This window comes from Mitsuaria sp. BK037, assembly GCF_014193045.1.
Classification (GTDB): domain Bacteria; phylum Pseudomonadota; class Gammaproteobacteria; order Burkholderiales; family Burkholderiaceae_C; genus Roseateles.
Window position 1 is genome coordinate 110,326 of the sequence record NZ_JACHYS010000002.1, and the last position, 13,788, is coordinate 124,113.

Annotated in this window: 11 protein-coding genes; 4 read left to right on the forward strand and 7 right to left on the reverse strand. The window is 70.0% G+C overall.

All coding sequences use genetic code 11. The annotated features are described in order from the left end of the window. Positions 1 to 14: 14 nt before the first annotated feature. The 7 genes from FHT37_RS12620 to FHT37_RS12650 all read right to left on the reverse strand — a co-directional run bounded on the left by FHT37_RS12620 (position 15) and on the right by FHT37_RS12650 (position 8,534). Entirely contained in the window at positions 15 to 2,519 is a 2,505-nt protein-coding gene (locus tag FHT37_RS12620) for a CS1-pili formation C-terminal domain-containing protein (protein WP_183481772.1), read from the reverse strand. A gap of 42 nt (positions 2,520 to 2,561) precedes the next feature. Continuing rightward, on the reverse strand, positions 2,562 to 3,050 hold the full coding sequence (locus FHT37_RS12625; protein WP_183481775.1) for a CS1 type fimbrial major subunit: 489 nt from the start codon (positions 3,048 to 3,050) through the stop codon (positions 2,562 to 2,564). A gap of 40 nt (positions 3,051 to 3,090) precedes the next feature. Beyond that, a complete protein-coding gene (locus FHT37_RS12630) occupies positions 3,091 to 3,843 on the reverse strand; it encodes a hypothetical protein (protein WP_221211086.1) in 753 nt (250 codons plus the stop codon). A 353-nt stretch (positions 3,844 to 4,196) separates the two neighbouring features. Next, positions 4,197 to 5,174 carry a tripartite tricarboxylate transporter substrate binding protein gene (locus tag FHT37_RS12635; protein WP_183481777.1) on the reverse strand — a complete coding sequence of 326 codons (978 nt, stop codon included), beginning with the start codon at positions 5,172 to 5,174 and terminating at the stop codon, positions 4,197 to 4,199. A 97-nt stretch (positions 5,175 to 5,271) separates the two neighbouring features. Further along, complete coding sequence (locus tag FHT37_RS12640) at positions 5,272 to 6,303, reverse strand: hydroxymethylglutaryl-CoA lyase (protein ID WP_183481780.1); 1,032 nt, start codon at positions 6,301 to 6,303, stop codon at positions 5,272 to 5,274. Positions 6,304 to 6,312: 9 nt separating this feature from the next. Continuing rightward, positions 6,313 to 7,509 carry a CaiB/BaiF CoA-transferase family protein gene (locus FHT37_RS12645; RefSeq protein ID WP_183481783.1) on the reverse strand — a complete coding sequence of 399 codons (1,197 nt, stop codon included), beginning with the start codon at positions 7,507 to 7,509 and terminating at the stop codon, positions 6,313 to 6,315. Positions 7,510 to 7,643: 134 nt separating this feature from the next. Next, entirely contained in the window at positions 7,644 to 8,534 is an 891-nt protein-coding gene (locus FHT37_RS12650) for a LysR substrate-binding domain-containing protein (protein WP_091725683.1), read from the reverse strand. A 77-nt stretch (positions 8,535 to 8,611) separates the two neighbouring features. Here FHT37_RS12650 and FHT37_RS12655 point away from each other — a divergent pair, with 77 nt between their 5' ends. From FHT37_RS12655 to FHT37_RS12670, 4 genes are all read left to right on the forward strand, one after another. Next, the gene (locus FHT37_RS12655) at positions 8,612 to 10,072 is read left to right on the forward strand and encodes an ATP-binding protein (RefSeq protein WP_183481785.1); all 1,461 of its coding nucleotides are present in this window, start codon (positions 8,612 to 8,614) and stop codon (positions 10,070 to 10,072) included. Beyond that, positions 10,030 to 10,635: a hypothetical protein gene (locus FHT37_RS12660; RefSeq protein WP_141225317.1), complete on the forward strand. Its 606-nt coding sequence runs from the start codon at positions 10,030 to 10,032 to the stop codon at positions 10,633 to 10,635. Before FHT37_RS12655 ends, FHT37_RS12660 begins: the two co-directional genes overlap by 43 nt. Before the next feature lie 34 nt (positions 10,636 to 10,669). Beyond that, complete coding sequence (locus FHT37_RS12665; protein WP_183481788.1) at positions 10,670 to 12,031, forward strand: sigma 54-interacting transcriptional regulator; 1,362 nt, start codon at positions 10,670 to 10,672, stop codon at positions 12,029 to 12,031. A 164-nt stretch (positions 12,032 to 12,195) separates the two neighbouring features. Then, entirely contained in the window at positions 12,196 to 13,785 is a 1,590-nt protein-coding gene (locus FHT37_RS12670) for a glucan biosynthesis protein G (RefSeq protein WP_183481791.1), read from the forward strand. Positions 13,786 to 13,788 lie beyond the last annotated feature (3 nt).

Here is a 13,788-nt window from a genome sequence, read left to right on the forward strand (position 1 = left end):
GATCCAGCGACAGCTCATAGCGGGCTCCGGCCACGGAGCGCGGCGGCACGCGTCGGCGCCTGCTTCTCGGAAGGAAGCTCCGCCTCGACCAGACACGAGACATCCCCCAGCAGCAGGACATCGCCCTCGCGCTGGGCGCGATCGGGCGCGAGCTCCGCGAGGCATTCGCCCAGGTCGGCATGCTTGACGACGAGCTGCGGATTGCGCTCGCTCATCTCGAGCGCGAAGAGGCCGTCGGCCTCGGTCACCGCGTGGCCGGCATGGTTGGTGACGCGCCCGCCGCGGATCGGCTGCTGTTGATGGTCGACCAGGCGGCCGATGACCGTCACGGTCTTCAGCACCCGCACGGTCTGGTGACCGACGCCGCCCTTGTTCAGGTGATACGGCAGCAGCGAGGGCTGCACGACCGCGGAGGGCGCCGCGACCGCGTCGAACTCCAGGTGCAGCTTGCCGGCCCGATAGGCCGTCACGGGGACGAAGTTCCGTCCGGCGTGAAGCTGCAGGCCGGCACCGTGCACGTCCTGTGCCCACAGGCTGGCTTCGGGCAGGTCGGTGTCGACGTCGATGATCATGCCGGCGTCGGCCCAGGCGGCCTGCTGGTCGCCGGAGACCGCCACGCCGCCAGCGCCGATGGCCACCGCGCTGTTCAGGTTGGCGCCGCCGCTCCACGCCCCGTTCAAGGAGGAGCGCTGCGCGAAGAGGTCGCCCTCGACGAGCTCGTGACGCAACAGCGCCGTGCCGTTCAAGCCAAGGCCATGGCGGTCCATCGAGGCGGTGAGACCGACCTGCCTCAGCGCGGGATGGTCCAGGCTCTGGCGGACGCCCAGGCTGGCATGGTGATCCCGTCCGCCCTGCGCGTCGCTGCGGGTGCCGGCGCTCATGCTGTAGCTGCGCCGGCTATCGCCCAGGGCCATGGTCAAGGTGAGGTTCAGGCCGCGGTCCCGCCGGCCGAGGCTGCCCAGCGGTCGATCGAAGGCCGAGAACCGGAGGTGGGCGTCCGAGCCGAACAGCTTGCGCTGGTGGGTCAGCCCCAGGTCGATGCCGGTGCCCCGCGTCCGGCCTTGGGTGTGTGTCAGGTAGCCGCTGAGCTGGGTGCGGGTCGACCACTGGTGGGACCAGGCGATCGAGCTGCTGGCCAGCCGCTCTCGCGAGCTCGCCGCGAGGAGACGGGACGACGCCTCCCGCGCCTCGTTGTGGCTGACGGCCAGGCTGCCGCCGCGGTACAGGAGCATCGATTGAAGGTCGAAGCCGAAGCCACGCTCGCTGGAATGGAATCCGCTGATGAACAGCTTGGCGGCGTCGGTGACCGCCCAGTCCGCCGAGGCGCTCGCCGTCCGGCGATCGCCCGTCTGCTGGATCGACGCGCCCAGCACCAGTTGTGCATGCGCCAGGTAATTCACCGCCCCGCCGGCGGTCAGGTCGTCGGCGTCCCGGCCGGACTTGCCGAACACGGCACGCTCCTGCCCACCGAACAGCGCATAACGCCAGCGTCGTCCGGTGTCGCCCCAGGTGGTCGGCTTGTAGATCAGCTCGGTGCGGGTCGAGGACAGCTGGCCGTCCTCGACCAGCCGCACTTCCACCTCGTAGACCCCGGCGGGCAGCGAGGTCGTGTTGATTGTCTGCAGGCCCGCCTCCACCGGCTGGGTGTAGAGCAGCAGCCCGTCGCGGAAGACTTCCACCACGCCTTGGCGGTTGGCGGTGACATGCAGCGGCGCCATGCTCGGCGAGGCCTGCGCGATCTCCAGCGCATCCGAAGTGCCGACCATCACGCCGGCGGTCGTGTCGGGGAAGGCGTCAGGCGCACGCGGCGCGCGCAGGCGACCCTGGTAGTCCGGGACGAAGAACCCGGCCCGGATGAAATGACCGTGCGTTTCCCGCTGCAGGTACAGCCGCGAGACGAGGTGGCGACGCTCGCCGTCCGCCAGGGCGCTCTGCGAGCCCAGCACGGTGCCGATGCCGGTCCATTGACCGATGCTGCCGATCGCATCGACGGTGTAGCGCGCCGCGAGGCTCTGGCGTTCGCCGCCGGCCACGTTCAACGCATTGCGCAGCAGCAGTCCACGACTGCCGCCGTCGGGCAGGCGGTGGTATCGATCGACCGTCCCGGCACGCTCGGCCTGGGCGGTCACGATCGACAAGGTGGAGGTCTGCAGGTTGTAGTGGAGCGCGACGACATCACCGCAATCGCCGCCACAGGCGCCCAGCGCGCGCGGTTCCCGCAGGAACTGGAGCCATCGCGCCGCGTCCTGGGGGCTGTCGCCGGACTCCCGCATCCATTCGATCAACTGGACCCGTCCGGCCTCCGTCAGCACGCCCATGGCGTCCGACAGGAACTGGCCGTCGATCTCCACCCGCATCGCCAGCGGCACATCGAAGAAGTAGTCCTTGAAGTCGCTGGGCAGGCTCCTGCTCTGGGCGGTCAGCGGCAGCTCCTGGAAGTTCGGTGCTGCCGCCGGACCTTCCCCGGCCAGGGCCATGGACACCGCGAACGGCCAGATCAGTCTTTTGGATTGCTTCATGACAAGGCGGGGAAAAAAGGGCGCCGGAGCGCCCTCGTGCCATCAGATGACGGAGTCGAACACCATGGCCACCTGGCCGGTGTAGATGCCCGGTGCGGGCGTAGCGGTGGTCGGGGTCAGGACCAGCGGGACGCGTTGGCCGGTGGCGGCGGGCGCCTTGGCCAGCACCTCGATCGACTGGCCCGCGCCGACGGCCAGCTTCTGACCGTTCACGGTCACGTCGAGCGCCACCTTGTTGGCGCCGGTGCCCGTCATCTCGGCCGTGTTCAGCAGGAAGGCCCGGATCGCGCCGATCGTGCTCTTCATCTCCAGCGAGCGGCTCATGGCCTGCAGGCTGCCGTTGCTGTAGCCGAAGTTCTGGACTTCCGACGCGTTCCAGCCCGCCGAAGGGGTGACGTAGAACGACGCGGTCGGGATTTCGGCGACGACCGAGATCGTCAGGTCCTTGGTTTCCGCCATCGCGGCGGTGGAAGCTGCGGCGAAAACGCCGGCGGCGATGGCGGTCTTGAGGAATCGAATGGACTTGAACATATTGAATTGGAAAGGATTGGATATCGGATGATTCAAATGACTACTTGATCGTGATCGCGCTCTGTTTGTTTCCCTCCACCAAGTTGAAAATGACGACGGGTCCGGCCTGTTTGTCGAACTCGACGTCGCCTCCGGGCCGGACATGCCGCACCATCGGCGCGGCGCATTCCTTTTGAGCGGCATCGCATTGCATCAATCCGTCCAGCACGATGGTGCTATTGCCCAGATTGCGCACGGAAAATCGCTCGGCGGTCTGTTCGATGCGGGTATCGAAGCGGCTTTCAGCGGGCCGCACGATCGTGATCGCGCCATATCCGGTCAGCACGCTGACACCGGCCCGCAAACCCTCCTGGTATTTCTGGCGCTCGCCCTCCTCCAGCGCGAACTCGTCGCCGGCATCGGGCAGCACCGGAATGATGCGCACGCGGTAGTGACGCTCGACATCGCGTTCCCCTCGGAACAGCAGCCGTGTCGCCTGCACGCCGCCCGCGGGGACGATCAACCGCATCGGGCTGGCGATCAGCCCCACGCCCCCGCCGGCGCTGAGGCCCTGGGTATCGAGGGGCCGCTCTTCGGTTTCACCGGATTCGCCGTAAACGATCTCGCTGACGGAAACCTTGACGAATGCGGTCGAATCCCCGGTGTTTCGAATCTGCTTCAGTATCGTGCTGCGGTCCGACCCCAGATAGTCGAACATCGATCCGATATTGATCACCGGCGCCGCGGCGGCATGAATCGCCACGAATGCGCCCGCCATGGCGACGCATCTGAGAAAGCCTCGGAGAAAGGGCATGTGAAACTCCATACGGGGAATGCAGGGGCGCCACGCACGAACGCGGCATCTTGTTTTCTGCCAACGGGCGCATCAGTTCCGGTCACGCGAAATGCAGTTCCCGCCCGATGTCATGGGAATATCGATTCGGTCAATTCGCGGCCCACCCGGCGCTCCCGCGCGGGGGTGGACGGCGATCAGGCGCCAGGGATTCGCGGAACCCCACAAGCGCGAAGCCGGCCCATCCCTCCCGGGATGGCCGGCTGTCGAAGGTCCAGGGCCCGCCTGGACGTTCCGGGGCGGTCGATGGACCGGCCCCGGGGGCGCGCGGCACGGCGCCGCGCGCTGACCGCCCGCGACGGGCGGCGCGCCGCTCAGTCCGCCTGGATCTTGGCCGAGCCGATCACCTTGCCCCAGCGCTGGAACTCGGCGTCGCTGTGCGCCTGCAACTGCTGCGGATTCATGTAGTCCGCCGTCGCGCCCAGCTCGGCGGCCTTCTTCTTGAACTCGGGCGTGGCCATGATCTTCTGGATCTCCGCAGTCAGCTTGTCGACGACCGCCTGCGGCGTCTTCGCCGGCGCGAACACGGCGAACCACGACCCGGCGTCCAGCTGAGGCAGCCCGGCCTGCGTGGCGGTCGGCACGTCGGGCAGCGAGCTCAGGCGCTCCTTGCCGGTCACGGCCACCGCGCGCAGCTTGCCCGACGCGATGAAGGGCATGAACGGCGGCGGCGTGCCGAAGGTGAGGTCGACCTGGCCGCCCAACAGGTCCTGCAGCGCCGGGCCGGTGCCCTTGTAGGGGACGTGGATCATCTGGATGCCGGCCTGCTGTTCCAGCATCACGCCGGTCACGTGCTGCAGCGACCCATTGCCCGACGAGGCGAAGGACAGCTTGCCGGGGTTCTTCTTCGCGTGGGCGATCAGCTCGGCCACGGTCTTCACCGGCACGCCCTCGCGCACGACGATCAGCTGCGGCGCGGTCAGCACGTTGGCCACGGGACGCAGGTCCTTCAGGTCCCAGGCGGCCTTCTGGATGTGCGGCGTGATCACGTGATAGCCGGAGTACTGCATCAGGATCGTGTAGCCGTCCGGCTCCGCGCGCTTGGTCGCGACGGCCGCGAGCGCGCCGCTCGCACCCGAGCGGTTGTCGACGACCACCGTCTGGCCCAGCGCCTTGCCCAGCGGCTCGGCGAGCATGCGCGCGGCGATGTCCGTCGTGCCGCCTGGCGCGGCGCCGACCAGCATCGTGATCGGCTTGTTGGGATACGGCGCCTGGGCCTGCGCGGCCTGCAAGGGCACCAGCAGCGCGGCGGCGATGGCAACCGCGGTGACGCGGCGGCGGGTCGGGTTCATGGCTTGTCTCCAGAAAGGGCCGCTCGTGGCGGCGTTGTCGTTGGGATCGAAAGAAGCTCAGGAACGCGCGGGCGCGCGCCCCAACGCCACCGCGTCGTCAGGCGTCGCGGGCCAGCGCGCGCTCGCGGATCGCCTCGAAGTCGCGAGGCCGCGGATGCAGGTCGAGCCGGCGCCCGGCGCTGACGATCTGGCTCGGCACCGCGTGGCCGATCAGCGCCGGCAGGCGCCTGGCCGCGGCGATCAGGCGCGGCAGGTCCACGCCGGTGTCGCAGCCCATGCACTGCAGCGCATGCACGATCTCCTCGGTGCAGACGTTGCCGGTCGCGCCCGGCGCGTAGGGGCAGCCGCCCAGCCCGCCCAGCGACGCGTCGAAGCGGTCCGCGCCCGCGTCCATCGCGGCGATCACGTTGGCCAGACCCATGCCGCGCGTGTTGTGGAAGTGCAGCGTCAACTCGGTGGCGGGCCAGCGCTCGCGGAAGGCCCGCACCAGCGCGACGACCTGCGTCGGATAGGCCATGCCGGTGGTGTCGCACAGCGTCACGCCGCGCGCGCCGAGCTGCTCGATGAAATGGCCGCACCAGCCCAGCACCGTCTGGATCGGCACGTCGCCCTCCATCGGACAACCGAAGGCGCAGGACAGCGACACGTTCACCGCCGTCCCGGCCCGATGCGCCATCGCGGCGACCTCGGCCAGCCCGGCGAAGGACTGCGCGCGCGTCATGCGCAGGTTGGCCAGGTTGTGGCTCTCGCTGGCGGACATCACCAGGTTGAGTTCGTCGGCGCGCGCCTCGATCGCGCGCTCGGCGCCGCGGACGTTGGGCACCAGCACCGTGTAGACCACGCCCGGCCGCCGGGTGATGCCGCGCATCACCTCGGACGCGTCGGCGAGCACCGGGATGGCCTTGGGCGAGACGAAGGCGGTGACCTCGATCTTGGCCAGGCCCGCCTCGGACAGCGCGTCGACCAGCGCGATCTTGTCGGCCGTTGGCACGAAGACGGTCTCGGCCTGCAGGCCGTCGCGGGTGCCGACGTCCTGCATGAAGACGCGGCGCCCGGCGCCGGTCCAGACATCGGACGGTGAGCGCGACGCACCAATGCCGGTGGAGGCGGAAGCGTTGGAAGCGGTCATGGGGGGCCCTCAGGAAACGATCTTGCGCTCACGCAATGCGGCGATCTGCTCGGCGGTGAGGCCGATCTCGCGCAGCACCTCGTCGGTGTCGCCGCCCAGCCGCGGCGCGGCGCGGCGCACCGCGCCGGGCGTGCCCATCAGCTTGGGCACGATGCCCGGCACGTCGATCTCATGACCGTCGCGGGTGGGCTGGCGCAGGATCATGTCGCGGGCCCGGAAGTGCGGGTCCTCGACGATGTCCTTGGCGGTGTAGACGCGGCCCGCGGGCACGCTGGCCTCGGCCAGCGGCGCCAGCACCTGCTCGACGGTGCGCGTCGCTGCCCAGGCGCCGATCGCGGCGTCGATCTCCTCGACGCGCGCGACGCGGCCGGCGTTGTTGGCCAGCGTCTCGTCCCGGGCCAGATCCTCGCGGCCGATCACCTGCATCAGCCGCTTGAAGATCGAATCGCCATTGCCGGCGATCAGCACGACGCCATCGGCGCAGGCATAGGCATTGGACGGCGCGATGCCCGGCAGCGCCGAGCCCGCCGGGCCGCGCACGGCGCCGAAGGCGCTGTACTCGGGGATCAGGCTCTCCATCACGTTGAGGACCGCCTCGGTCAGGGCCACGTCGATGACCTGGCCGCGGCCGCCATTGACCTTGCGGTGGTACAGCGCCGTCAGGACCCCGATCGTGCCGTGCAGCGCGGCCAGCGTGTCGCCGATCGAGATGCCGCAGCGCACCGGCACGCGGCCGGGTTCGCCGGTCAGGTGGCGCAGGCCGCCCATCGCCTCGCCGATCATCCCGAAGCCGGGCAGGTCGCGGTACGGGCCGGTCTGGCCGTAGCCGCTGATGCGCAACATGATCAGGCCGGGGTTGGTCTTCGCGAGGTCCTCGTAGGACATGCCCCAGCCCTCGAGCGTGCCGGGGCGGAAGTTTTCGATCAGCACGTCGGCCTCGGCGATCAGCTGCCGGGCGATGTCCTGGCCGTCCGCCTGGCGCAGGTCGAGCGCGATCGAGCGCTTGTTGCGCGACTGGACCTGCCACCACACCGAGGTGCCGTCCTGGATCATTCGCCAGTTGCGCAGCGGGTCGCCGCTGCCGGGGGCCTCGATCTTCACCACGTCGGCGCCGAAATCGCCCAGCGTCTTGCCGGCGAACGGGCCGGCGATCAACTGGCCCATCTCGACGACGCGCAATCCTTGCAGCGCCTGCAGTCCTTCCATGGCTCGTGCCCTCCTGGTCCTGGTGACGGAGGCGCATTCTGGGAAAGCACGCCGCTGAGCGGAAGGCGGGAGTCGCGGCGGCTGCTTTCGCGGGTCGCGAAAGCGGATCGGGGTTCACCCTCGGGGCGAGGGTCTCAGGAACAGAGATGGTCGATGAACACGCGCACATGGCGCGGCAAGCCGTCGAGGTCACGCACGCCGATCAGCAGCCGGCGATCGGACCAGGGCTCGTCGAGCGCGACGCGGCGCAGGTCCAGCGGCTTGAGCAGCGGCTCGACCGCCACGTCCGGCAGCACCGCGATGCCCATGCCCGCCGCCACCATCCGGCACATCGCGTCGAAGCTGCGGACCTGGATGCGGTTCTTCAGGCGCCGGCCCAGGGTTTCGGTCTCCATCTCCAGCCGCTTGTGCAGCGAGGTGGCCTTGGCCAGCGTCACGAAGTCGTACTCGACCGCCTGCGCCCAGCGCACCGCCTTGCGGCGGGCCAGCGGATGGCCGGCCGGCGCCACCAGCACCAGCCGGTCCTGGCGGTAGTTCAGGACATGCAGCCCGAGCGCCGGCGTGCGGTCCGCGAAGATGCCCAGGTCGGCGCGGCCATCGAGCACGGCCACCACGATCTCGTGGCTGTCCGCCTCCTCCAGCTCGATGCGGATGCGCGGGTTGTCGCGCACGAAACCCGAGACCTGCGCCGGCAGGAACTGCGTCACCGCCGAGGTGTTGGCCCACAGCCGCACCACGCCGGTCAGGCCCGACGCGTAGTCCGACAGGTCGGCCGTCATCTGGTCCACGTCGCTGAGGATGCGCTGCGCATGGCGCTGCAGCGCCAGCCCGGCCTCGGTCAGGGAGACGCCGCGCGAGTGCCGCTCCAGCAGCGTCGTGCCCAGCGCGTGTTCCAGGTCGCTCAGCCGCTTGCTGGCCGCGCCGACCGCCAGCGCGGCCAGCGCCGCGGCCCGGCTGATGCTGCCGGTGCGCGCCACCAGGGCGAAGAGCGACAGCGAGACGAGATCGACGCGATGCAGGTTCATGGCCGCCGGAGTATCCATCCGTATCCGCCGCCCCGGCCGGCGCGGGGAGCGCGGGGCCGCCGCTAACATGCCGGCCGATGTTCAGCCTCCACCGCATGTCCTTCCGCCAGATGCTGCTGATCGGCTTCCTGTCGATCGCGGGCCTGCTCGCCGCCGCGTCGCTGGGCGGGCTGCTGACGCTGGAGCGGCTGACGATGCAGAGCCGCGAGGCCGTCGTGCGAGCCGCCCGCATGAGCGGTCAGGTGCAGCAGCTGGGCGATCGCGGCGTCAGCATGGAGCGCGCCGCGCGCCAGTACGCGGTGCTGGAGGACCAGGCGCTGCGCAGGCGCTTCGAGGAGGATGCCGACGATGCCGAGCATGTGCTGGGCCTGCTGCGCGCGCAGGGGCTGACGCCGGCGCCGCTGGAGGCGTGGAAAGCCAAGCTCGACGAGATCCGCGCGCTGATGGACAGCCCGCGCGCCCTCCCCGCCAACGCGCGCAGGCGCGAGACCGAGCTGATGACGCGTTTCCGCGAGCTCGGCGGCCTGACCGGCGGCCTGGCCGAGGACGTCCGCCGCCATGCCGAGACCAGCAACCGCGTGCTGCAGGACAAGCTCGAGAACGGCCGCGTGCTGCTCGGTCAGCAGGTCCTCGGCGCGATCGCCGTGGCGGCGCTGCTGTCGCTGGTGTTCGGCATCTTCCTGACCCGCCCGCTGCGCCGCCTGGAGCGCGCCATCGCCGGCCTGGGCGAGAACCGCCTGGACGACCGCATCGAGATCCCCGGCCCGGCCGACCTGCGCTCGCTGGGCCAGCGGCTGGACTGGCTGCGCCTGCGGCTGGCCGAGCTCGATGCCGACAAGGCGCGTTTCCTGCGGCATGTCTCGCATGAGCTCAAGACGCCGCTGGCGGCGCTGCGCGAGGGCACCGCGCTGCTCGAGGACGAGGTCGCCGGGCCGCTGAACGACAAGCAGAAGGAGGTCGCCCGCATCCTGCGCGACAACACCGCCGTGCTGCAGCGCCAGATCGAGGACCTGCTGCGCTTCAATGCCGCGGCCTTCGAGGCCCGCGACCTCAAGCCGCAGCGCACCGAGCTGGTGTCCCTGATCCAGGGCACGATCGACCACCAGCGCCTGCAGTGGCAGGCACGCGGATTGCAAGTGCGCCTGTCCGGCGGCCCGCTCGAAGCGGAGGTCGACCCGGCCAAGATCGCGGCCGCGGTCGGCAACCTGCTCTCCAATGCGATACGCTTCGCCCCGCCCGGCGGCCACGTCGACATCGACCTCGCGCGCCAGGGCGGCCAGCTCACCATCGACTTGCGCGACGACGGCCCGGGCGTCGCGCCGGCGGACCAGGCCCGCATCTTCGAGCCCTTCTATCGCGGCGAGCGCCAGCCCGACGATGCCCTCAAGGGCACCGGCATCGGCCTGTCCATCGTCACCGAATACATCGCCGCCCATGGCGGTCACATCGACCTGCTGCCCGCCGACCAGGGCGCACATTTCAGAATCACGCTGCCATGCGCCCACACGCCACGGTCCCTGAAGTCCCTCACCGCCTGACCGCGCGGCCACCCGTCCCGCTTGCCGCCGTCGCCGCGGTGGCGGTGGCCCTGCTCGCGGCGGGCTGCGCGCAGCAGCCGCCCCGCACCATCGTCAAGGAGGTCCGCGTCGAGGTGCCGGTGCAGGTGCCCGTCGTGGCGCCCACCGACAACGCGGCGCGCATCGTGCTCAATGCCAACGACCGCCTGCGCCAGCTCAGCCCGCTCGAGCTGGGCCAGGAAGTCGCGCCGCGCGACGATGCCACGCTGCCGCCCGGCAACGCGGTGCAGCTGGCGCTGGCGCTGATGTTCAGCCACAACAACGGCGAAACCTTCCGCGCCCAGACCCTGCTCGACCAGGTGCTGCGCGACGCCCGGCCGGAGGCCAACGAGTGGCGCCCCATCGCCCAGTTCCTCGCCGACCGCGTCGCCGAGCAGCGGCGCATGGAAGGCGAGCTCGAGAAAACCAAGCAGGTCCGCGACGACCTGCAACGGCGGCTCGACGAAGCCAACCGCAAGCTCGAGGCGCTCAAGGCGATCGAACGCAGCCTCGGCGGGCCGCGCTCGGCGCTCGACAAGCCATGAGCGAAGAGCAGGGCCGCTCCTCGGAGGCAAGCGCATGAGCGCAGGCGCGAGACTCCTCATCGTCGACGACGACGCCGACCTGCTGAAGCTGCTGTCGATGCGGCTGGAAGCGGCCGGCTACGACGTCACCGCCGTGGCCAGCGCCGAGGCCGCGCTGGCGCAGATGGACGTGCAACGCCCCGCGCTGGTGCTCAGCGACGTGCAGCTGCCTGGCATGGACGGCCTGGCGCTGTTCAACACCATCCGCGAGCGCCACCCCGCGCTGCCGGTGATCCTGCTGACCGCGCACGGCACCATCCCGGACGCGGTCGCCGCCACCGCGCAGGGCGTCTACACCTACCTGACCAAGCCCTTCGACGGTCGCGCCCTGCTGGACACCATCGCGCAAGCCCTGACCCTCACCGCGGTCCACCAGGACGACAGCCCCGACCAGGCCTGGCGCGAGTCCATCGTCAGCCGCTCCAACGTGATGGCCGAGGTGCTGGCCGAGGCGCGCCTGGTCGCGGCCTCGCAGGCCCCGGTGCTGATCCGCGGCGAGAGCGGCTCCGGCAAGGAGCTGCTGGCCCGCGCGATCCATGCCGCCAGCCCGCGCGCCAAGCGGCCCTTCGTCGCCGTCAACTGCGGCGCGATCCCGGAGCCGCTGCTCGAGTCGGAACTGTTCGGCCACGTCAAGGGCGCCTTCACCGGCGCGCTGGCCAACCACCGCGGTCTCTTCCAGGCCGCCGACGGCGGCACGCTGCTGCTCGACGAGATCGGCGACATGCCGCTGCCGCTGCAGGTCAAGCTGCTGCGCGTGCTGCAGGAACACCAGGTGCGCCCGGTCGGCGCCAGCGCATCGGTGCCGATCGACGTGCGCATCCTGTCGGCCACCCACCGCGACCTGGAGGCCGCGCTCGCCGAAGGCCAATTCCGCGAGGACCTCTATTACCGGCTCAACGTCGTCAGCCTGACGCTGCCCAGCCTGGCCGAGCGCCGCGAGGACATCCCGCTGCTCGCGCAGCACTTCCTGCAGAAGCTCGCGCTGAAGTACGACAAGCGCCTCAACGGCTTCGCGCCCGACGCGCTCAAGGCGCTCACGATGGCCTCCTGGCCGGGCAACGTGCGCCAGCTCCACAACGTCGTCGAGCAGGTGAGCGCGCTGGCGACCTCGCCGCTGATCCCGCTCTCGCTGGTGCAGCGCGCGCTGCGCTCGCCCAGCGTCGAAGTACTTCCTTACGCGGAAGCGCGACAGCGTTTCGAGCGGGAGTACCTGGTCGGCCTGCTCAAGCTCACCGACGGCAACGTCGCCGATGCCGCGCGGCTCGCCGACCGCAACCGGACCGAGTTCTACCGCTTGCTGCAGCGCAACGGACTGGAGCCCTCGATGTTCCGGTCCGAAGGACCTGTCGCCGAATAGCGACAAGAAAATTCATTCAAAATCAACAACTTGCAGAAAAACCCACCGTCAGCGTCGCCGCCCGGCGACAGAAAATTCACGGTGCGGCAGCGCACAAAACGCGTAAGTTGTTGATCTGAAAGAGAAATCGCCGGTGGCACGGGCCTTGCAGAAAGGCCCGCCACATGCGAACTATTCACGCCCTCACCCCTCAGGCCCGCATCCCGGCGACCAGCGCTCGCCGCCAGGCTGACCAACGTCGGTGGATCGGATCGTTCATCGGGCTGGCCGTCGGCGCCGGCCTGCTGGCCGCGGCGTCCGCCGCCCAGGCCTTCGGCTTCGACGAGATCGCCGAACGCGCCAAGGGGCTGGCGGCCAAGCCCTACGTCGCGCCGCCGGACAACCTGCCGGCCGAGCTCAAGCAGCTCAACTACGACCAGATGCGCGACATCCGCTTCAAGCCGGATCGCGCGCTGTGGCGCCAGGAGCGGCTGCCCTTCGAGCTGATGTTCTTCCACCTGGGCCACTACCAGACCCAGGCCGTGCGCATCAACGAGATCGTCGGCGGCCAGGCCCGGGCGGTCCCGTTCAAGCGCGAGGACTTCGACTACGGCAAGAACAGCCAGCTCTCGCCGGGCAAGTGGGGCGATGTCGGTTACGCCGGCTTCCGCGCGCATTACCACCTCAACAACGACAAGTACAAGGACGAGCTCGCCGTCTTCCTGGGCGCGAGCTACTTCCGCGTGCTGGGCGCCAACCAGCATTACGGGCTGTCGGCACGCGGCCTGGCCATCGACACGGTGGGCGGCAAGGGCGAGGAATTCCCGCGCTTCAGCGAGTTCTGGATCGAGCGCCCCGGCGCCGACGCCAAGACGCTGACCGTGCATGCGCTGATGGACTCGCCCCGCGCCAGCGGTGCCTACACCTTCGTCATCAAGCCCGGCGCCGAGACCGTCGTCGAGACCCGCGTGCGCCTGTTCGTGCGCGCCCCGGTGGCGACGCTGGCGCTGGCGCCGCTGACCTCGATGTACCTGTTCGGCGAGAACCAGCCGCAGAAGGGCGACTTCCGGCCCGAAGTCCACGACAGCGACGGCCTGATGGTGGCCAGCAGCAGCGGCGAGTGGATCTGGCGCCCGCTGATCAATCCCAATGGCACGCTGACCACCTCGTTCACGCTGCCGGGCGTGAAGGGCTTCGGCCTGATGCAGCGCGACCGCCGCTTCTCCAGCTACGAGGACACCGAGGCCCGCTACGAGATGCGGCCCTCCGCCTGGGTCGAGCCCACCAGCGACTGGGGGCCGGGCCGGGTCGAGCTGATGTCGCTGCACACGCCCGACGAGACCCACGACAACATCGTCGCCTACTGGGTCCCGGCGAAGCAGCCGGCCCCGGGCCAGCCGCTGGACTACTCGTACCGCCTGCACCTGCAGGGCGAGCAGCAGCAGCGTCCGCCCGGCGCCTGGGCGGTGCAGACCCGCACCGGCTACAGCTACGCCAAGCTCGACAAGAACGAGCAGCAGTTCATCGTCGACTTCGAAGGCCCGTCGCTGGCCGCGCTGCAGCCCGGCGCCGAGGTCAAGGCCATCGCCAGCACCAACGCCAACGGCGAGGTGACCGAGGTCAACGCCTATCCGAATCCGGTCACCGGCGGCTGGCGCATGGCCGTCCGCATCAAGCAGTTGCGCCCCGGTCAGTCGACCGAGCTGCGCGGCTTCCTCCAGACGAAGCAGCAGGTCCTCACCGAGACCTGGAGCCTGATTCTTCCTCCCCAGTGAAGG

Coding starts and splice junctions, on each gene's coding strand:
- FHT37_RS12620 (WP_183481772.1), bottom strand. CDS start 2,519: ATGAAGCAATCCAAAAGACTGATCTGGCCGTTCGCGGTGTCCATGGCC.
- FHT37_RS12625 (WP_183481775.1), bottom strand. CDS start 3,050: ATGTTCAAGTCCATTCGATTCCTCAAGACCGCCATCGCCGCCGGCGTT.
- FHT37_RS12630 (WP_221211086.1), bottom strand. CDS start 3,843: ATGCCCTTTCTCCGAGGCTTTCTCAGATGCGTCGCCATGGCGGGCGCA.
- FHT37_RS12635 (WP_183481777.1), bottom strand. CDS start 5,174: ATGAACCCGACCCGCCGCCGCGTCACCGCGGTTGCCATCGCCGCCGCG.
- FHT37_RS12640 (WP_183481780.1), bottom strand. CDS start 6,303: ATGACCGCTTCCAACGCTTCCGCCTCCACCGGCATTGGTGCGTCGCGC.
- FHT37_RS12645 (WP_183481783.1), bottom strand. CDS start 7,509: ATGGAAGGACTGCAGGCGCTGCAAGGATTGCGCGTCGTCGAGATGGGC.
- FHT37_RS12650 (WP_091725683.1), bottom strand. CDS start 8,534: ATGAACCTGCATCGCGTCGATCTCGTCTCGCTGTCGCTCTTCGCCCTG.
- FHT37_RS12655 (WP_183481785.1), top strand. CDS start 8,612: ATGTTCAGCCTCCACCGCATGTCCTTCCGCCAGATGCTGCTGATCGGC.
- FHT37_RS12660 (WP_141225317.1), top strand. CDS start 10,030: ATGCGCCCACACGCCACGGTCCCTGAAGTCCCTCACCGCCTGACCGCG.
- FHT37_RS12665 (WP_183481788.1), top strand. CDS start 10,670: ATGAGCGCAGGCGCGAGACTCCTCATCGTCGACGACGACGCCGACCTG.
- FHT37_RS12670 (WP_183481791.1), top strand. CDS start 12,196: ATGCGAACTATTCACGCCCTCACCCCTCAGGCCCGCATCCCGGCGACC.